Source organism: Lacrimispora sphenoides (genome assembly GCF_900105215.1).
GTDB classification, from domain to species: Bacteria; Bacillota; Clostridia; order Lachnospirales; family Lachnospiraceae; genus Lacrimispora; species Lacrimispora sphenoides_A.
On record NZ_FOIP01000002.1, the window covers coordinates 1989173 to 2010155 of the forward strand.

At 45.5% G+C, this 20983-nt stretch carries 15 protein-coding genes; 1 reads left to right on the top strand and 14 read right to left on the bottom strand.

Features of this window, described 5'->3' with window-relative positions; genetic code table 11:
* Positions 1-36: 36 nt before the first annotated feature.
* The 8 genes from lon to BMW45_RS26030 all read right to left on the bottom strand — a co-directional run bounded on the left by lon (position 37) and on the right by BMW45_RS26030 (position 12163).
* Entirely contained in the window at positions 37-2355 is a 2319-nt protein-coding gene (gene lon, locus BMW45_RS25995; protein ID WP_092250735.1) for an endopeptidase La, read from the bottom strand.
* A gap of 78 nt (positions 2356-2433) precedes the next feature.
* Entirely contained in the window at positions 2434-3735 is a 1302-nt protein-coding gene (gene clpX / locus BMW45_RS26000) for an ATP-dependent Clp protease ATP-binding subunit ClpX (RefSeq protein WP_092250739.1), read from the bottom strand.
* Positions 3736-3917: 182 nt separating this feature from the next.
* The gene (clpP, locus tag BMW45_RS26005; protein WP_013273024.1) at positions 3918-4505 is read right to left on the bottom strand and encodes an ATP-dependent Clp endopeptidase proteolytic subunit ClpP; all 588 of its coding nucleotides are present in this window, start codon (positions 4503-4505) and stop codon (positions 3918-3920) included.
* Between the two features lie 187 nt (positions 4506-4692).
* On the bottom strand, positions 4693-5979 hold the full coding sequence (tig, locus tag BMW45_RS26010) for a trigger factor (protein ID WP_092250742.1): 1287 nt from the start codon (positions 5977-5979) through the stop codon (positions 4693-4695).
* 113 nt (positions 5980-6092) lie between these two features.
* On the bottom strand, positions 6093-9071 hold the full coding sequence (locus tag BMW45_RS26015) for a GGDEF and EAL domain-containing protein (protein WP_092250745.1): 2979 nt from the start codon (positions 9069-9071) through the stop codon (positions 6093-6095).
* A 3-nt stretch (positions 9072-9074) separates the two neighbouring features.
* The gene (locus BMW45_RS26020; RefSeq protein WP_166433479.1) at positions 9075-10520 is read right to left on the bottom strand and encodes an extracellular solute-binding protein; all 1446 of its coding nucleotides are present in this window, start codon (positions 10518-10520) and stop codon (positions 9075-9077) included.
* 16 nt (positions 10521-10536) lie between these two features.
* Positions 10537-11097, bottom strand: coding sequence for a DJ-1 family glyoxalase III (locus BMW45_RS26025; protein ID WP_092250748.1), 561 nt, complete (start codon positions 11095-11097; stop codon positions 10537-10539).
* Between the two features lies 1 nt (position 11098).
* Entirely contained in the window at positions 11099-12163 is a 1065-nt protein-coding gene (locus tag BMW45_RS26030) for a galactose ABC transporter substrate-binding protein (RefSeq protein WP_092250751.1), read from the bottom strand.
* A 266-nt stretch (positions 12164-12429) separates the two neighbouring features.
* Between BMW45_RS26030 and BMW45_RS26035 the strand changes: the two genes are divergently transcribed.
* On the top strand, positions 12430-12882 hold the full coding sequence (locus tag BMW45_RS26035; protein ID WP_092250753.1) for a CYTH domain-containing protein: 453 nt from the start codon (positions 12430-12432) through the stop codon (positions 12880-12882).
* A 145-nt stretch (positions 12883-13027) separates the two neighbouring features.
* Here the strand turns inward: BMW45_RS26035 and BMW45_RS26040 are convergent, their stop codons facing one another.
* The 6 genes from BMW45_RS26040 to BMW45_RS26065 form a co-directional block, all read right to left on the bottom strand.
* Positions 13028-14026 (bottom strand): galactose/methyl galactoside ABC transporter permease MglC, encoded by a 999-nt coding sequence (locus BMW45_RS26040; RefSeq protein WP_092251195.1) that lies wholly within the window; start codon positions 14024-14026, stop codon positions 13028-13030.
* A 32-nt stretch (positions 14027-14058) separates the two neighbouring features.
* Positions 14059-15615: a sugar ABC transporter ATP-binding protein gene (locus tag BMW45_RS26045; protein ID WP_092250756.1), complete on the bottom strand. Its 1557-nt coding sequence runs from the start codon at positions 15613-15615 to the stop codon at positions 14059-14061.
* Positions 15616-15742: 127 nt separating this feature from the next.
* The gene (locus tag BMW45_RS26050; RefSeq protein ID WP_092250759.1) at positions 15743-16861 is read right to left on the bottom strand and encodes a galactose ABC transporter substrate-binding protein; all 1119 of its coding nucleotides are present in this window, start codon (positions 16859-16861) and stop codon (positions 15743-15745) included.
* A 189-nt stretch (positions 16862-17050) separates the two neighbouring features.
* Positions 17051-18073, bottom strand: coding sequence for a galactose ABC transporter substrate-binding protein (locus BMW45_RS26055; RefSeq protein ID WP_242883246.1), 1023 nt, complete (start codon positions 18071-18073; stop codon positions 17051-17053).
* A 15-nt stretch (positions 18074-18088) separates the two neighbouring features.
* Entirely contained in the window at positions 18089-19060 is a 972-nt protein-coding gene (locus BMW45_RS26060) for a substrate-binding domain-containing protein (protein ID WP_207649153.1), read from the bottom strand.
* A 67-nt stretch (positions 19061-19127) separates the two neighbouring features.
* Positions 19128-20903: a sensor histidine kinase gene (locus tag BMW45_RS26065; protein WP_092250765.1), complete on the bottom strand. Its 1776-nt coding sequence runs from the start codon at positions 20901-20903 to the stop codon at positions 19128-19130.
* Between the last annotated feature and the right edge of the window lie 80 nt (positions 20904-20983).

The window sequence follows — 20983 nt, forward strand, 5'->3', positions numbered from 1 at the left end:
TTTCCTGCCCATTGTTCTTTGGGCATACCTGTGCTTCTATTCCTTGATGAAAACTTCTTTTAAAACCTCCGGCATGTTCTTCACATATATGATATCCAGATCTCCGATGATTTCCTCTGACAGCTCTGCAATATCCGGGCGGTTCCTGTCAGGAACCAGAACCTTCTCCACATGGGCCATACGGGCAGCCAAGATTTTTTCCTTAAGGCCACCGATCGGCAGAACACGGCCGCGAAGAGTAATCTCTCCTGTCATGGCCACCTTGGCGTTTACCTTCCGCTTTGTGACCGCAGACAGCATAGCCGTCGCCATGGTGATTCCTGCCGATGGGCCATCCTTTGGCACGGCTCCTTCCGGTATGTGAAGGTGGATATCGTGCTTTTCAAAATAATCATCCTTTACCTTATATTCCGGGCATACCGATCTGACATAGCTTAAAGCAGTCTGGGCGGATTCCTTCATGACATCGCCCATTTGTCCGGTCATCTGAAGGCTTCCCTTCCCTGGCATGACATTGACTTCGATTTGAAGGGTGTTGCCGCCGACGCTGGTCCATGCAAGACCTCTTACAATTCCCACCTGGTCTTCCTCGTTTACATCCTCAAAGAGTACCTTTTCCTTGCCTAAATACTTCTCCAGGTCGTTTGAATTTATCTCTATGGCCTTTTTCCCATCTTCCAGGAATTCTCTTGCAGCTTTTCTGAAAACAGCTCCGATCCGCCTTTCTAAATTCCTGACTCCGGCCTCTCTGGTGTAGTGGTGAATGATCTTTTCAAGAGCCTCATCCGATATGGTCACCTGACCTGGCTTAAGCCCATTCTTTTCCCGCTGCTTTCTTACTAAGTAATTCTTTGCAATATGGAATTTTTCATTCTCCGTATAGCTATTTACTTCAATTACTTCCATACGGTCAAGAAGCGGCCCCGGTATGGTGGTTGTGGTATTGGCCGTTGCCAGAAACAGTACATTGGATAAATCAATGGGAATCTCTACATAATGATCCCGGAATTTTATATTCTGTTCGCTGTCCAGCACCTCTAAAAGGGCGGAAGAAGTATCACCCTTATAATCCCTGCTGACCTTGTCGATCTCATCAAGAAGCATTAAGGGATTGCTGACTCCGGATTGCCTTAATGCCTCTACAATCCTTCCAGGCATGGCGCCTACGTAGGTTTTCCGGTGTCCGCGGATCTCCGCTTCATCCCGGATTCCTCCCAGGCTGATCCTTACATACTCCTTATTCAACGCCTTTGCTACTGATCTGGCAATGGAAGTCTTTCCTGTTCCAGGAGGTCCTACCAGGCAGATGATAGGGCTGGATCCTTTTTTTGTAAGGACGCGGACTGCTAAATATTCCAGAATCCGTTCCTTTACCTTCTCAAGGCCATAATGATCCTCATTTAAGATCTCCTCTGCATGGGCGATGCTGTTATCATCCTTTGACAGCTTCTTCCACGGAAGCTCTAAGACCGTCTCAAGGTACATACGGACCACATTGGCTTCCTGACTTCCTCCAGGCATCGCCTTAAAGCGTTCAATCTCCTTTTGAATCTTATCCTTAGTCTCCTTATCAGCCTTTAAAGCCTTCAGCTTCTTTAAATATTCGTCGGAATCGGACAAAGGGTTGTCCTCACCAAGCTCCTCACGGATCACCTTAAGCTGCTCCCTTAAGATATAATCCTTCTGGTTCTTGTCGATCCGTTCCTTAACGTGGGACTGTAATTCCCGTTTTACTTTTGTGACCTCGATCTCTGTCATCAGCTGATTTATAACCAGCGCATACCGGTCCTCCAAAAGAGCGCTTTCAAGCACCTGCTGGCGCACCCGGTAATTCCAGGAAAGCTGTACGGCAATCTGGTCCAAAAGCTCGCCAAGGTCATTAAGCACCATAAGACCCGGAAGTACCTCCTTAGCGACCCTGGGATTCTCCCTGCCGTATTCCTCCAGCTTTTCCTGAATGATCTGAATCATAGCCTCTCTTGTAATATAATCAATGGAATCATCTGCTTCCAGAGCCTTTTCAATTTCACCTATGAGCATGGGCTCCTCGCTGTCAAGAGTTAAAAGCTCTGCCCGCTCCATACCTTCCACCATAACACGGATCACATTATTCGGCAGCTTTACCAGCTGCTTGATGAGAGCCACTGTACCAATCTGATACAAATCTTCGATTCCAGGGTCAGCTTCCTCAGAATTCTTCTGGGTAACCAGACATACTTTCTGATCTCCCACCATTGCCTTCTCCACAGCTGCAATGGATTTTGTCCGGCTGATATCAAAATGCAGCATCATTTTGGGAAGAACAGTCATGCCTCGCAGGGCGATAACTGGCATTATGATTGTCTTATCCACCATTGTGTTCTCTCCTTTGCATTCAAAAAGGTGTTCCAGCAGATTTTCTCGCTGTAACACCTTCCTGACTCATGCAGGGACCTATGCGATCTCGCCTGTCTTATCTTTTCTTAACTTCTGAGCCAGTGATTTTCTTGGGACTGCCGTGTCCCTGTAAATCAGCTCCGGCTCACCCTTTTTATCTACAACATCCCTGGTAATCGTGCAGATTCCGATGCTGCTGTCAGATGGAATCTCGTACATCATCTCCATCATTACGCTTTCCATAATGGAACGCAAGCCTCTGGCCCCTGTTTTTCTCTCCACTGCCAGTTCCGCAATCCGTTCAACTGCTTCACTGGTCAGCTCAAGCTTCACATCATCCAGTTCAAACAACTTTTGATACTGCTTGACCAGGGCGTTCTTCGGCTCTGTTAATATCTTCACAAGTGCTTCCCGATCCAGAAGTTCCAGGGATACGGTAACCGGCACTCGGCCGATAAACTCCGGTATCAATCCGAACTTCACTAGATCCTGAGGAAGGGTCTTCTTCAGAAGATCATCAATATCTGTCTTGTTCTTATCTACGATTTCCGCATTAAAGCCGATAGAACCGGCACTTAACCGACGTTCAATAATTTTTTCCAATCCATCAAAAGCGCCTCCGCAGATGAACAGAATATTGGTGGTATTGATCTGTAAAAGCTCCTGATGAGGATGCTTTCTTCCTCCCTGAGGCGGAACACTTGCAACCGTACCTTCCAGAATCTTTAAAAGAGCCTGCTGTACGCCTTCGCCGGAAACATCTCTGGTAATAGACACATTTTCCGACTTCTTTGTTATTTTATCAATCTCATCGATATAGATAATTCCATATTCTGCCCTGCTGATGTCATAATCAGCCGCCTGGATAAGCTTTAAAAGGATATTCTCAACATCCTCGCCAACATAACCAGCTTCTGTAAGGGCGGTGGCATCTGCAATAGCAAACGGAACATTTAAAACCTTTGCCAACGTCTGCGCAAGATAGGTTTTACCAGAGCCGGTAGGACCTAACATCAGAATATTGCTCTTTTGCACTTCTACATCCATTTTTTTCCTGGAAGTGATTCTTTTGTAGTGGTTATAGACTGCTACAGACAATACCTTTTTTGCGTTGTTCTGACCAATGACATAATCGTCTAAAAAAGCCTTGATTTCCTTTGGCTTCATCAGGTTGATATCACCAAAATCAGGCACTTCTTCCTCATGGCTGTCAAATTCTTCCTCTAATATCTCTGCGCACAAATCAATGCATTCGTCACAGATGTAGACATTATTGGAACCGGCAATGAGCTTCTTTACCTGGTCCTGGGTCTTCCCACAAAAAGAGCATCGGATCTTGTCGTCTGTTCTGACCGGCATATACACACCTCTTTCTTTCCTAATACAATTGCCCTGCTTTCTGGGCATAAAGGGATACCCGCAGGGTGTTTCCTAATACATTGCCCTGCTTCCTGGCAGCGCCCGCCCCGTTTTACCGGGTGTAAAGGGGATACCTGCAGGGTGTTTCCTATAAATCGCCCCGGCTGCTTAAGCGTAAAGGCTTATCGGTCATGGCTGTAGATGATATCATCGATCAAGCCATATGCTTTCGCCTCTTCCGCGTTCATGTAATTGTCGCGCTCTGTATCGCGTTCAATCACTTCATAAGGCTGGCCTGTGTTTGCTGACAGGATTTCATTTAAACGCTTCTTTATCTTCAGTATATTCTCAGCTACAATTCGGATCTCAGTGGCCTGGCCCTTTGCTCCGCCGGATGGCTGATGAATCATAACCTCCGCATTTGGAAGCGCGAACCGTTTTCCCTTTGCTCCGCCGGCCAGCAAAAATGCTCCCATGCTGGCTGCCATGCCCATACAAACAGTAGATACATCACATTTAATATAGTTCATGGTATCATAAATTGCCATGCCTGCGGTAACGGAACCGCCAGGGCTGTTGATATAGAGATTGATGTCCTTATTCGGATCCTCTGCCTCTAAAAATAACAGCTGGGCCACAACAAGGCTTGCTGATACATCGGATACCTCTTCCCCAAGGAAAATGATCCTCTCCTTAAGAAGTCTGGAATAAATATCGTAAGAGCGCTCGCCCTTACTGGTTGATTCAATGACATAAGGTACTAAACTCATCTGTCTTCCTCCTGTCTGTTCTTTCCTATATTTTGCCCATGCTTTCTGGGCATAAAGGGATACCCGTAGGGTGTTTCCTATATTTTGCCCATGCTTTCCGGGCATAAAGGGATACCCGTAGGATATCTCTTATCAAAGTCGAATAGACTCCGGACAAAATGCCAGGAATCTATTCAAGGGATACTTCTTAAACTAATTTTGCTTCTGCAACAAGAAAATCTACTGCTTCCTGAACTGCCAGATCTTCCTTCATCTGCTGGATGCCGACTTCTCCAAGAGATTCTTTTACCAGAGAGACTTCCATCTTGTAAGCTTCTGCCATGCTGGCAATTTCTTTCTCAACTGCTTCGTCAGATGCAGTGATGTTCTCTGCCTTCACAACTGCTTCCAGTACCAGTCTTGTCTGGATTCTCTTAAGAGCCTGTGGCTTCATCTGCTCCTTTAAGGACTGAAGAGTCATGCCTGTAAATTTCATATACTGGTCAAGAGACAAGCCCTGGCTCTGCATTCTTCTGGCATAATCATTAACCATGTTGTTCACCTGGCTGTCGATCATTGGCTCAGGAATCTCCATGGTAGCATTTTCAACAACCTTCTCTACCACATGATCTTCATTCTCTGTTGCTGCTTCTTTCTCTTTTCTGGAAGCAACCTTTTCCCTGATGTCGTTCTTGTATTCTTCCAATGTCTCGAATTCAGAAACTTCGCTTGCGAACTCGTCGTTTAATTCAGGAAGTTCTTTTTTCTTGATTTCCTTAACAGTCACCTTAAATAATGCAGGCTTTCCTGCCAATTCTGTTGCATGATACTCATTTGGGAAGGTTACGTTGACTTCACACTCTTCGCCGATGTTCTTGCCAATCAGCTGCTCTTCAAAGGTATCAATGAAGGAGTGGGAACCAATGGTAAGAGGATAATCCTCACCCTTTCCGCCTTCAAATATCTTTCCGTCTACAAAACCTTCAAAGTTGATAACCGTCTGGTCACCGTCCTCTACGGATCTGTCCTCTACGGAGATAAGTCTGGAATTCTGTTCCTGAACTCTCTTTAACTCGGAATCAATATCTTCATCGGTTACTTCAGCAGATGCTTTGGTCACTTCAATTCCCTTATACTCGCCGAGTGTTACGTCCGGTTTAACGGCTACTGTAGCCGTATAGATCAGGGTCTTACCCTTTTCTACCTGCACGATGTCAATCTCAGGTCTGGAAACGATGTCCAGTCCGCTTTCTTCCGCTGCATCACCATAAGTTGCGTCAAGAGCCTCGTTTACTGCATCTTCATATAAAATGCCTGCTCCATACATCTTCTCAACCATGGCCTGAGGAGCTTTCCCTTTCCTGAAACCAGGGATGTTGAATCTGCCCTTATTCTTATTGTAAGCCGCAGTAAGAGCCTTATCAAACTCTTCCGCTGACACTTCTACCGTCAATTTTGCCATGTTCTTTTCTAATTTTTCTACTTGTAAACTCATTAAAGGGTTCCTCCTTGAAATATATGTGAACCGCCAAATCAACAGGGCGTTACACTTCAATTTAACATTATAGCATACTCGTCCCGTAAATTCCAGTATTATTTACGATTAAATCAGGTTTTTCCTGAAAACTCCTGCATGCGCTTTACGATATAGGGATCCAGGGGCCGGATCTCCATCTGCGGCCTTGAAATATAATATCCCTGGAACAGAGAAACCCCGCATTTCATAAGAAATTCCAGCTCTTCCGGAGTTTCAACGCCCTCGGCAAGAACTGTTATGTTGTTTTGCTTTGCAAAATCCAATAGATTCCTTAAAATGATCTGACGGTTCTGGTCTTCGTGGATCCGTTTTACCAGGTTGATATCCACCTTAATGATATCCGGCCTCATACGCAGGAGAATGGATTCGCTGTTATATCCCGTCCCGAAATCATCAACAGCGACCTGCCCCTTCCACCGCCTCGCCATGTCAACCTTGCGATGCATGAAATCGTGGCTTACCGGTTCGCCTTCTGTCATTTCGATGACAATCCGGTGAAGCAGATCTCCATAGGTTTCTTCCAGCTCCGTCTGCTCTGCTTCCGTTAAGCATACGCTGGCAATGGAATTGATGAACAGCTTCTCGTCAGTTCCAAGCTGCCCGGCCATAGCCTCCGCCACAACCGCCTTAAGTCCTGCAAACCAGGTGAGAGCCTCTATCTGGGAAAGCTTTGCCTGTGCTCTTGCCAGATTTAACACTTCACTGATTCCCTTCATGTTTGCAAATTTCGGACGCATCAGCAATTCATATCCGTAAATCCTTCCTTCCCTTGTTGCAATTGGCTGAAATGCAAAACGAACTTCTTTTTTATCAAGCATCCGGTTAAGCTCTTCGCTGCCTGCAAGCATATAGGAATTATGGGTGTATTCGTTTAAATCAAACTCCTTTACCACTCCTTTAACGCTGTGTTTAACCATATACATGGCAAAATCAGCATAACTAAACAGGGACTCAAAGTCTGCCGCATCATCCGGGTACCAGGAAAGCCCTCCCGACACGCGGATAGGAAACTGGTATCCCCCGCCCGTATTCAGTGAGAATTTTTGAATATGTATCATGAATTCCCGGATTTTTTCTCTGATTTCTTCCTTTTCATCGGCTTCCATAAAGGTAACAAATTCATCTCCGGAATATCTGGCTACAATCCCTCCCTTTTCCGAGAATATCTTTAAGCAGTTGGCAAAGAGGACAATGTACCGGTCTCCTTCGTCATGCCCGTATGTATCGTTAATATATTTTAAATTATCCAGATCCCACATGATCAGTGCGGAAACCTTCCCTTTCTGCCTCTTCATAACAGCCGCGACCTGTTCCCGGAATGCTCTCCGGTTGTAAATCTCCGTCAGCAGGTCAAAATTCCTCTCCCGCTCCAGCTTTTCCTTTTCCTCTACATCCGCAGTCACATCCGAGCACACCCCAAGGATTGTTCCTATCTTTGATCCGTCCAGAATAAATTCTACCCAGCGCGTCCCTTCCGGGCCCTCCAGGCACTGCAAAACACGGTCCCCTTTTATCTTGATTCCGGTAAAGGTATTCTCCATGTATTTCTTGAATTCTTCTGATTTTATATAACAGTATGGCTCTTCCATGCTGCCCCAGTCCAGCATCTGAAACAAAGAGCGGCTGCAGAATACACGGTCAGCCTCCTCCTCGTATTCAAATACGCCGATCAGGACATTGGCATGTTCCAGGATACTTGAAATCTTAGACGACGCCCTTTCTACATCCTGATTTAATTGTTCAATGGTTTCTGTCAGTTCATCGATTTCTCTGATATGTACTCTTTTAAGGGAAAGTCCCCTGCTTCCTGACTTTCCTCTTAATTCTACGATCAGTCTGCGGATAGGTTCCGTCATGATCTTGCCTATAACAAACGCCCCTAACAGGCTGAATATAAGCGGTACTGCCATGGAGCCAAGAAGCATGCGCCGGATTGCATTATAAAAAGACAGCAGATCCTTCTGGCGAGCGATACCGGCTAATACCCACTCTTCTTCCTCAAAAGGTCCGTTGTTTCCATAAACATCTAAGCTTCTTATACTGGCATACCATTTGGTTCCTTCAGAAGATGTCAGCTCACTGATGTTTTCTTCCTCATTATCCTCATAATCAATTCTTTGGCTCTCGTTAAAATACTGATTATACAGATATCCGGAATAGGCGACAGGGATAATGGTTTTTGTTCCCTTGTTCCGAATGCCTAAAAGCCAGCATTCTTCAAAATTTCCGCTTGTCTGGTCTTCTCCCATAATCTGCTCAAGCTGGTTTAAGGTGATTTCCAGCCCGCATGCCCCCACAACGGTGCCGTCATTAAGAATGATTGGGATGGAATAGGTTATTACCTGCATATCCCTGGGACTTAAGCGGAAAGGGGGGCTTAAGTAGGCAAATTTCATGGCATCATCCTTGGCTGCCAGATTCTGAACCGCCATAAGATACGGCTTCTTATAAAAAGAGGAGGCGGCTTTATTCTCCTCATCTTCCTGAAAGCCAAGTTCCCAGAAGGAATCCAGAGGAATGTCGTATTTTTCCGCTATGGATGGCAGCCCTCTTTCCATAAGAAGGGACGAATTATCCTTTAAATATCCTCCAGAATTGGAATTGCGCATATAAAAGCCTGCTTTCATTTCAACTGGACTGTTCTTGGCCGCTGGGCCGTTTAAGACCATAAAAACTCCCGTTGCATGGCTTAAGTGGAGCATTTCTATGGATTTTTCCATAACCTTATCAACGATTTTCCGATTCAGTTCATAATCCGTAAGGATATCTCTTGACCTGCGTCCCTCACTGTCAAGCACTTGCTGGATCCCGGCGGTTATGAATTCAGAATTACTAAACATAACGACCCAATGGTGAAAGGTCTCTTTCTCAAGGCTCAGTTTTGTGCTCTCTGTATTTTCACTTAATATGTGGATTTCATTATTCTTTAATTTGATGGAAACTCCGCCAAACAGTACCAGACCTGCAATGACCGCAGCCTGCAGAACCAGCAGGATCAGCAATGGTCCCAGAAGCTGGGTGCGAATGGATTCACTTCTCTTGTTCTTCATAAATCACTCTCCAATAATCGCTTCCAACTGCTCCATTGTGTCTCTGTACCAGTTATCAAAATTTTCTTCTGTTACAAAATCTGCAACTGCACTTTCCCGTTTCACTCCCTGTCCCATAAGGGTGCATATCTCTTCGTAATCTTCTTTTGCCTTTATAGCCATTGCGGAATTCAGTACGCTTCTGGCCTGGTCGCCGCCGTTAAAAGGCTTTGAAGTGTAAAGCCGGTACTGATTCGCCGTGTCAAGACCTATCAGAAGGTTCTGTGATACCCCGCTGTCCTCGCCGGCTTCCTCCAGGAAGGGTCTTAGCAGTTCTTCATTACCGGCAACCTTCTTAACCGGAAGATAACCGGAACCAATTGCAAACTTCATATTCTGTTCCACACATGTAAACCATTTTAGGAATAGTGTTGCTGCATACTCTCTTTTTTCCTCAGATTTAAACACCATCATACCGGCTCCCTGCTGTACTGCGCAGGGAACGGTACCCTGGAAATTGGGAAGAGGGTAAAGCTTGCTTTCTATGGCATAATTGGTCCCATCCTCAAGGGTCACTGAGGTTGGAAAGTAAGAGATTCCGCTGGTCGCCCCAACAAAGGCTGCCAGCTGGCCTGTCTTTACATCATCACTTCTAAACTTCCCGTAGGAACCAAAATATCCATTTACATAGGGAACGTAATAATTGTCCCATAGCCTCCTCATGGTCTGCTTATCAAGATCCAGAACGGTTTTCCCATCCTTTTCTTTAAAGATTTCATGGCCCAGCTGAAGGCTGCCGATGATCATATAATTAGCAAACGCATCCCTTCCAAAAAAAGCCTTTCCATCATCCGGTTCGTCCGTTAAGCTGTCCGTCCATTTATAATAGGACTCTGCCACACGGGTGATCCCTTCCCAGGTGGAAAGAGCCTCCTCGGTCTCTCCTGTTGCCTCTGCAAACTTGTCCCAGTCCGTCTTATTCACAGTAAGGATCTCGGTAGACTTAGCGATAGGGAATACCTTAATCGCCCCTGTGCTGTCAAATTTGCCTTCTTCTATATAGGCATCCACATATTCCGATATTTCGTCCGCAGTCAAATAGCTGCTTAAATCTGCTGCCAATCCCATCTGATCCACTTCATACACCTTATCCACATAAGCAGAAAAAACATCAGGCAGAGGATCCGATCCAATCTTCTTATCAATGCTTTCATTAATCAGATCGCTCAATTCGTCAATGCTTCCCTTGTTAAACGCCTTGACGATGATCCCTTTTTCTCTTCCTTTGTTTTCATTAAACTCCTGCACCAGACGGTCGAATTCTTCCTTCTGGACGCCATTGTAATAATGCCAGATGGTAATGGTGACCGGATCTTTTTCCGATAATCCGTATGGATCTTTCTTTTCACATCCGGTAAGCAGCCCGATGAAAACAGCAGCCAGAACCGGCAATACCCATCCTTTTTTCATACGCTCACCTACCCCATCACATGGAACTATGGTCGTATTGGATGGCCTCCTTTACCTGGCGGGCATGTTCTTTATCCGTCAGAAGGCCCAGAAGTTCAATTCCCATATCCAGCGCATAGCCTAACCCCCTGGCGGTCGTTATATTCCCATCCGTAACAACTCCCTGTTTTGTATACAAGGCACCTTTAAGCTCCGGTTCAAAGCCGGGAAAGCAGGTTACTCTTTTCCCTTCCAGGATACCAAGCCTTCCTAATATACTTGGAGCAGCGCAGATCGCCGCGATTCTCCGGTTCTCTTTATGAGCTTCCTTTAAAGAATTTAACAGTCCCTCGTGGGCACCTAAATTCCTGGTTCCCGGCATTCCGCCGGGAAGAAACAGAACATCAGCATCTTTACAGTCTACTTCGGAAAATTCATAATCCGCCTGGATTTTTATCTGATGGGCACTTACCACATCTCTTTTCCCCGTAACGGAAACAAGGGTCACCTCCTGGCCACCCCTCTTTAAAATATCCACAACTGCCAATAACTCCACTTCCTCTGATCCATCAGCGAAAAACGCAAATACTTTACTCATCTTAATCCTCTCCTTTTAACGTATGAAAGGTACTGATTGCAGTGACCTTGATATAATCCACCTGATACCTTGTGTCCACATCTTCCCCGTCAATCATCTTTATCAAAGTATCGGCAGCTGTTTGGGATTGTCCCTCTAGATCGTTTAAAACAGTCCCGGCTATCTTTCCCTCTTTTATATATTTTACCGTATCCTGAAGGGCGTCTACCCCTACCAGGTAAATATCCTTTCCAGGGACGCGGCCCGCCTCTTCCACAGCTTCCAAGGCACCGTTTGCCATGGAATCATTGTTGCATAAGATCACCTCTATCCTGCTTCCGTAGGTGTTTAACACCTCCTGCGCAAGCTTCTTCCCTTTATCTTTGTTCCAGTCTCCATTGCCGGAAAACAGTTTATCTGTCTTCATTCCACCTTCTTCCAGGGCTTTTATGGAGTATTCCGTCCGGTAACGGCTGTCCTCATTGCCGTCCTCTCCCATGAGCATGGCATAAGATACCACCCCATCGCCGTTTATATCTCCTTTATCAGGCATTTCCCGGATGATTTCCCCCTGATAGGTCCCTGCCTGCCTGGAATCCGTTCCAACGCAGGACACTGCCATGTGGTTGTCCTTCCACCGCTTCTGTTCCTCCTCGTTTGGCTCCCTGTTAATAAAAACCAAAGGGATCCCTGCACGGCTGCAGACATCGGAAAGCCCAGGCGCAGCCGACACCTCCACTGGATTTACTATGATCCCGTCACACCCGTCCGAAATAAACTGGCTGATCTGCCGGTTCTGCTCTTCCTGATCTCCTCCGGCATTGCGCATGATCACCTCCGCATGGTAGGTTTCCTCCAGATATTGTTTTAATTCCGAACGATACAGCTTCATGAATGTATCGTCATAGCGGTATATACTTATCCCAATCTTAGGGCCTGTCTCCTCACGAACCCCTTCCGTGCCTGCTTCTGATGCTTTACTTTCTTCGGTATTCTTCTCTTGCTCCCGTGGAGCGCATCCATGAAGCAGAAAAGCAGCCCATACAATCAGAAAAACCACAAAAATCCGTTTACTTAAACGTTTCATGTCCAAAATCTCCTGAATTCCACTGTTTTCCCCATATTACCACGTTTTTTCTTTTTTTGCCACCACCTTCTACTTTTTGTTTCCATGTGGTATAATGACGCAGGCATCTGTTATCATGCTGCATTTGCCATATACCGCTTTGCGGCGCCTGGCTCATTGCTTTTATGGTATAATAGAAAAACTTGGCCAGGTATTAACAAACTTAGTGCCCATGATATACTGGCCGCATATGGCAGTACAAAACATTGTAGCAGGAGGACTTTCCCATGGAAATAGAACGAAAATATCTCATACCCCACCCGCCGGCGGATTACACCGCCTACCCTTGTCACTTCATAGAACAGGGATATCTCTCAACAGAACCGGTAGTCCGGATCCGCAGGGAGGATGACTCCTTTTACCTTACCTACAAATCAAAGGGACTTTTGGAACGGGAGGAATACAATCTACCTTTGACACCAGAGTCCTATGAACACTTAATCAAAAAAGCGGATGGCCATATCCTTACGAAAAAACGGTATTTGATCCCCCTGGAAGGTTCCGATCATCTGACCATAGAGTTAGATGTCTTTGATGGACGCTTTAAAGGGTTAATATTGGCTGAAGTGGAATTTCCGGAAAGAGAAGAAGCCGAAAGATTTATTCCCCCATCCTGGTTTGGAGAAGACGTAACGTTTTCAGGAGAATATCAGAACAGCAGGCTAAGCCAGCTTCCATAATATTTTATGAATAAAGCGAGCCGCAGGGGTCCAAAGGATACTTCTTTTTCAGACTCTTGCGGCTCGCCTTTTATAGGAACATCATATGCTCCTATTCCTTTTTCTAAAAACCCCGGCAAAAACTGCAGGGCGCTCCTTAAAGGATTTACTTCTTTGCAATATACTTTCTGATGTCCAGAGCAATCGCAACTACAATTACGACTCCCTGTGCAATATACTGGAAGTTGGTATCAACACCCAGATACTGCAGGCAGGTCTTCAAGATTTCAAATACCAGTACTCCGATCAGAACACCGGATACCTTACCAATACCACCGTTTACAGATACACCACCGATGGTACATGCAGCAATGGCTTCCAGCTCCCAGCCCATTCCCATATTAACAGAGGAACCGCCGGACTTTGCGCCTACAAGGAAACCTCCCAATGCATAAAGAGCTGCTGCTGTTACATAAATGATGATTTTCGTTTTCTTTGTATTAACGCCGGAAACTTCTGCTGCCTGCTCATTTCCACCGATGGCGTACATATATTTGCCGTGAGGTGTTTTATTATAAACAAACCAGATCACAAACCCGACTACAAGGGCAATTAAGAACAGATAAGGAATGAATCCAAAAAGCCTGCCCTTTGCTACCTCTGTATAAGCTGGGCGGTAACCGCCGATTGGAGTCGCATTGGTATAAACAAGGCAGACACCGTAAACAATCAGCTGCATGCCCAAAGTTCCGATAAAAGCCGGAACCTGAAGAAAAGAAACAACCATACCATTGATCAGGCCGAAAATCGCACAAACAGCGATACAGATTAACAGCACAACGAACACCCACCAGATTCCGAAATCAGGAAGATTGGGAAAAAACTTTCCGCTGTATCCTGGTTTCTGAAGCAAGGTACCTGCAAGGCAGGCGGAGAGCCCTACCATACGCCCGGCGGAAAGGTCCGTACCTCTGGTGATCAGACATCCGGATACGCCGCAGGCAATAATAAATCGGGGCGCTACGTTTAAAGCGATGTTTTTTAAGTTATCAGGGGTACCAAAGGATGGCTGCTTAATTGCAGTAAAAATCGCCAGCATGATGAGAACGACGATGATTCCATTATTAATTAGAAAATCCTTTATATTAACTTCTTTTGTTTGCATAGGTAAATCTTTAGAGTTAACCTTCTTCGATGTCATGATTTAACCTCCTGTGTGAAATTTTCTGTTTCTTTATCGTTTAAATCGAATTTAGTGGCATATGCCATTATTTTCTCCTGAGTCGCCTCATCATCTTCCAGCTCTCCGGTAATATGGCCATTGCACATAACGATAATCCGGTTTGACATGCCGATCAGTTCCGGCATTTCGGAAGAAATCATGATAATCGATTTTCCCTGCTTTACCAGATCTATCATGATCTGATAAATCTCATATTTTGCACCGACGTCAATTCCTCTGGTGGGTTCATCCATGATCAGAATATCCGGGTTATTCGCCAGCCATCTGGCGATGATCACCTTTTGCTGGTTCCCTCCTGACAGAGACTGTATCAGGGTCCTGTCATTTGGCGTCTTGATGCTCAGCTTTGCGATGCTCTCTTTTACAACCTGCCCCACCTTTTTGCTGTTAATGGTTCCGGCTTTGGTATAATTCCGGTAAGAGGCAATAGCCGTATTATCTGCAATGCTTAAGCAGCCAATAATGCCGGTTCCACGTCTGTCCTCTGTGATCATTCCCACAGAATCGTTAATGGCATCCTGGGGGCGCCTGATCGTCACCTTTTTACCAAGGATCTCGATCTCCCCGCTTGCAATATGGCGCATTCCAAAAATCGCTTCCATCAATTCTGTTCTCTGAGCACCTACCAGGCCTCCAAATCCCAGAATCTCTCCTTTCTTTAATTCAAAGGAACAATCCCGGAAGGAGCGTGCGTGGATGCTGCTTACATGGCTTACTTTTAAAACAGTTTCATCTGTCCGGTAATCTTCCTTAGGAGGGTAGACGTTGCTTAATTCCCGGCCCACCATCTGCTTTACGATTTCATCATCCGAAATGTCCTTGACCTCCCAGGAGCCTACGTACGTTCCATCTCGCATGATTGTAATGTCATCGGCGATCTGCCGGATTTCTGCCATCTTATGGCTGATATATATCATAGAAACACCGCGGGATTTTAAATCTCTGACAATCCGAAACAGTGCTTCCACTTCATTATCAGTCAGTGATGAGGTCGGTTCATCCAAAATTACCAGCTTTGCATTCTGGCTCACTGCCTTTGCAATTTCCACTGACTGCATTTGTCCGATTGATAGTGTCCCAAGTTTTGCTCTGGGATTAAAACTCATTTTTACATCTTTTAACCACTTTTCCGCTTCCTGGTTCATGGTCTTATGGTCAATCATCTTTAGCGGACCTATTTTTATTAAGGGATACCTTCCAAGGTACATATTTTCCGCAATGGAACGCGCCGGAACCGGCTGCAGCTCCTGATGCACCATGGCAAGCCCTTTGCGAAGGGCATCATCGGGATTTGCGATGCTCACATCCTTCCCGTCAATTAGAACCTTTCCTTCATCCATATTATAAATGCCGAAAAGGCATTTCATAAGGGTCGACTTACCTGCTCCATTCTCACCCATTAGGGCATGAACGGTACCGGGACGTACTTTTAAGTTGATTTTATCAAGCGCTTTAACACCAGGGAAGGATTTGCTGACCCCTATCATTTCCAGTCTGTATTCCTCTGCCATCCCGTTTCTCCTTTCCTTTTTATTGCCCACGTTCTCTGGGCATTAAGGTATACCTGTAACTCCGGATGCCTTTAAAAATCGGGTGTGCCTTACCGACACACCCGTTCCTTTTACCGGCTGCTGGAAATTATTTTAATTTATCAAGAATTTCCTGAGCATTATCCTTAGTAACCTTGATATAGTCTACCATGTTTACATTATCAACGGATTCACCCTTGATAAATTTAACAGCCATATCGCCTGCTGTACGAGCCTGTGAGAAGTGGTCATTGAATACAGTACCTGTCTGCTTGCCTTCGATAACGTTCTGAACAGCCTCTGTCAGAGCATCAACACCTACTAAATAGATGTCTTTGTTTACTGTACGTCCTGCTGCTTCGATTGCCTGAAGAGCACCAAGTGCCATAGCATCGTTGTTGCAGAAGATTACTTCAATCTGATCACCATACTGTGTTAAAGCATCCTGAGCGATCTGCTGAGCTTTTGCCTGATCCCAGTCACCGCGCTGCTTTAACAGTTCTTTTACCTGCATGCCGGAATCTGTAAGAGCCTTAACAGAGAATTCTGTTCTGTACTGAGCATCTACGTTCTCCGGGTCACCCTGGATCATGATATAAGAAACAACGCCGTCACCGTTAATATCGCCCTTGTTGGAAGTTTCAAAAATTTCTTCTCCCTGATAGGTACCGGACTGTCTAGCGTCACAACCTACATAAGTAGCGTTAATCTTGTCATCACTCCATCTCTGCTCTTCCTGAGTATCTGGCTCACGGTTAATGTAAACAACCGGGATTCCTGCTTCCTTACACATATCTGTGATTTCAGGAGCAGAAGAAGCCTGAACAAGGTTTAAAATCAATACATCGTATTTCTGGGTAATGAAGTTCTGGATCTGGTTGGTCTGCTCAGCCTGATCACCCTTACCATCCTGGATTACAACATTTTCCTTCTTAAAGCCTAAGTCCTCTGTCAGATAGCGCTGAAGCTCTGTACGGTAAAGTGTCATAAAGTTATCATCAAATTTGTAAATTGAGATACCGACTTTCTTATCCGCTACATCTCCGCCAACAGCATCTTTAACTGCTTCTGCGGTGGTCTCTGCGCTTGTGTCCTCTTTCTTGGTCTCTGCTGCTGTAGTCGCCTCTGGTGCAGCTGTTGTTCCCTTGGAGCCTGCTCCGCAGCCTGCCATGGAAAATACCATTGCTGACGCAAGGCCTACTGCTAATGCTTTTTTGAGTAATCTCATGATAAATCCTCCCTTATCATTATATTGTTATCGATTGGTGTTTTTACCTTACCGACATGCACATTATAGCTTTCTTTTGTGCATTTTTCCATATAATATTTTTTGGATATGTATCGATTTTTTTAGATTCTTCCTTTTTCTATCAAAAAAATTCGATATTTTTACTCACTATGCACAACTGACCGCCCATTACTGGGCGGTCAGTGCCTTCTGCCTGCATTCATAATACTTATCCCGGTCCAATTTTACAATTTCCTGTACATTTTGACCAAGAGATTCCGCAGCAGCGATTTTGAAAATAACATTTGCATATTCCTGGCTGTCACATTGAACTGTTCCAAACAGTTTTCCCGTACGCAGCCCTTCAAGCCCCTGAGGCGTCCCGTCTATCCCTACAATTTTAACCGGCCTCATGTCCCCTTTCCGGTCCAGAGCATCGGCAGCTCCCAAAGCCATGTCATCATTGTTGCATATCACCACTTCCACCTCATCCGGATACTCCAAAAGCCACTGCTCCATCCAGGCAGATGCCTGGCTTCTGTCCCAATTGGCAATTCCTCCAGTGATCTTTTCTAACGGAACTCCGCCATCCTTTAAGGTCTGAATGGACCATTCCGTACGGATTAAGGAGTCCTGATGGCTGTTTTCTCCTTCTAAAAGAACATAGCTGACCTTTCCATCCCCATTTAAGTCAAGGGAAGAAGGATCTTTCTTATAAGCATCCACCAGGATGTTGCCTTGTAAGGTTGCAGACTCTTTCGCATTTTCTCCCACATAGTAAAGCTTTTCCCAGCGCCGCATATCCTCCTCCACCGGCTCCCGGTTAAAGAACACTACCGGAAGGCTGGCATCCATGGCTTTGCTGATGATATTGGAGGCCACGGAGCGGTCCACAATATTTACGCAGATGGCATCATATCCAAGGGAAATGAAACGGTCCACCTGACTGTTCTGGGTATTCTGATTCCCCTTGGCATCCACAATATCCATGACTACCTTAATTCCTGTTTCCTTTTCATATTCCTTGGCTTGTTCCTCAATATTTCCCCTGAGCGTATTGATAAATGAATCATCTCCACGGTATAGGGTCACCCCGATACGTATGGACTTTTTTTCTTCCTTTCCACCAGCCTTCCTGCTCTGATAAAACACTCCCCAAAGTGTCAGCAGCAGGATAACCACCACCGCCAGGATACCATATCGTTTCTTCATATTCCATCCCCCATCTCAATCAATTGGATACAAAATCCTTTCAAATTTGCTTTCCCGTAGATTGGCCTTCTGAATATAGTAAGAATCCAAAACAATTTGTGTTCTTTGAAGCCCCCCATGAACCGCTTCCACAGCCTTTTCGATGCTCATATAGCCCGCATCAAACTGGTCACTTACCACCAGTCCCTTAATAATCCCATTGTCCAGTTCCTTTAAAAGTTTGGTCGTGCTGCCGATTCCGTAAAGTCCATCAATGACATTGCCGTATACCGGGCTCCCTGAAATGATATCCGCAGACTCATCAAGGCTCCTGACATCAATCGCTGCAATGACTGCTTTTCCGCTTCCGGGGTAAACCATGCCCTCTATGGCCTCCCGGAAGATCCCCTCCTCCTTTTTCTCAAAAAGCTTCATGGAAAATCCGGATTTTGAAAGAGCGGATACCAGTCCGTCATATACCTCCCTGTTATACCCGTACTCAAGCCCTTCCGTAAAAATCCATACAGGGATATCCGGAGAATTCTCCGCTGCAATTGCCTGCCCCAGCAATCCTCCTTCCTCCTCATAATCCGGAGATATGCCGCTTTTAACCTGATCATTGGGAGGTAAGTTTCCCAACATAACGGCAGGACTGTTTAAAACCATATCATCCATCTTTTTTACACATTCTACCGGCTTTACGGGAATCAGGACCACAGCTGATGCGCCATCGTTGATTTCCCTCTGAACCAGTTCTATCTGCTGATAGGCATCCCCTTTCTCATAGAGTGTAATAAAGCTGATATCTACGTTGTACTCCTCTGCCGCCTTATCAGCACCCTTTCTGAAATTTACATAATAGTCATCGGAAGTATCGCCGATGATGACGGAAACCGGATATATTTCTGTTTTCTTCTCCTTGATGATCAAATCCGTGGAGGATAAAAGAAATAGGAACACAAGCACTCCCGCCAGCAGAGTCCACAATATTTTTTCCTGTTTTGTCATAATCTACTTTCCTTTTCATCGCCCATGCTTTTTGGGCATAGAGGTATACCCGAAGGGTGATTCCTTTTCATCGCCCATTCTCTTCGGGCATAGAGGCAGAACTATAGGGAACCGCGGGAAGGCAGATGGTAATCACCGTTCCTTCATCAGGCTCTGACTCAATGATCAGGCCGTACTTTTCCCCAAAATACAGCTTGATCCTCTCATTGACGTTTTTCACACCAATCCCTGAACCCTTTTTTGAAGTGACATGGACCTGATCGGAAAATAAGCCCGCCACCTGGTCTTCTGTCATTCCAAGGCCATTGTCCTTCACCATAAAGAATAAGTCATCTCCTTCTTTCCAGACCTTTAAAATAATTTCTCCGTCTCCATCCATGAACTCCATTCCGTGATAGATGGCATTTTCCACAAGCGGCTGTAAAACCAGCTTTAAACAGGAAAGCTCCATACATTCCTCGGATGCATCAATCTCGTAGGAGAATTTATTCTTAAAACGCATGTGCTGGATCATCAAATAATTCCGCACGTGCTCCAATTCATCCCTGACTGTAATAATGCTCTTTCCTTTGCTTAAACTGATCCGGAAAAACCGGGCCAGGGCCGTCACCGCTTTGACCGCCTCCGCCTTTTGCTCGTTTTCAATCATCCACACGATGATGTCAAGAGTATTATAAAGGAAATGGGGATTGATCTGTGACTGTAAAGTATCAAATTCCTGTTTTCTTTTGGCCTCATGCTCCGCTACGATGTCATCCATCAGGACCCGGATCTGTTTTGCCATATTTTTAATGGAATTTCCCAGATGCTGGATTTCATAGGACCCTCCGATGGAAATTGCCGCCTGCAAATTCCCCTCTTCCAGAATTCCCACGGATTTTTCCAGATCCTTGATGGGATTGGTGATACGGGATGAAATATAGGAGTTAATCAGGGCGAGTATAAACAGGATCAGGGTTATGAGGAACACGATAAAAAGCCTGGTCTTAATGGAATTTAAAGAAACCACATTTTTAGGCGTCACTCCAATGATCTTCCAGCCCGTATAGCCAATGGATTTTACCGTAATGTTCCGGGTCTCTCCCTGAAAATCCTCCCGGTGGTTTCCATCTTTATAGCCGGCTGCCACCAGATTGTTCTCCTGCATCCGGCCGGAATCGATAAGCTGGATCTTGGGATGGTACAGGATCTGCCCGTCATTGCTGATCAGATACACATAGCCGCCCTTTCCTGTGGTCACTCCGTCAAAAAGATGTTCCAGGCTGGAATAGCTTAAATCCACCAAAAGCACGCCCTGGGTGGTAGAGGTGCCTTCCGTCAGCTCCACGGCCCTTGATAAAGATATCACCCACCGGTACTGGTTTTCATTACTGTCAAAAACATACTGGACATGGGGATAAGAGAAGTGTTGGTTTTCCGTCTTCTCCAAAGCATTTAAAAACCAATTTTCCCTGGTCACATCAAGGCCGCTTTTAAGCCTTGCGGCAGGAACCGCTTCCACCATGGTGCCTGATTGGGTAAAGAGAGCGATGTTGTCCACATTATCCTTGTTGTTGTCATACAGGAGCGTGATCTCGTTATTAATGGATTCCGAAGAAAGATCGGCGTTTTTTACGGCGCCATAATACAGGGAATCCGACAGCTTCATGACCGTAAGCAGATAGGACTCCACAGACCTGGCTACCTGATGAATAAGGCTCTGGTTTTCCTCCTGCACCATTTCTCCCACCTGGGTGGAAAGGCGCTGATATAAGGAAAAGGTTATTAAAAGACTGGCTGCCAAAGCAGTCACGGTAAAATATACAAAAATAGTATAACGAATGCTTATATTCTTTCTTTCCATATTATCGTCTATCCTTTTGGACAGGGCCCACCCCGCTTTAGAGCCTGCCCCGCTTTATCGGGCACCGGGTGTAAAGGGAT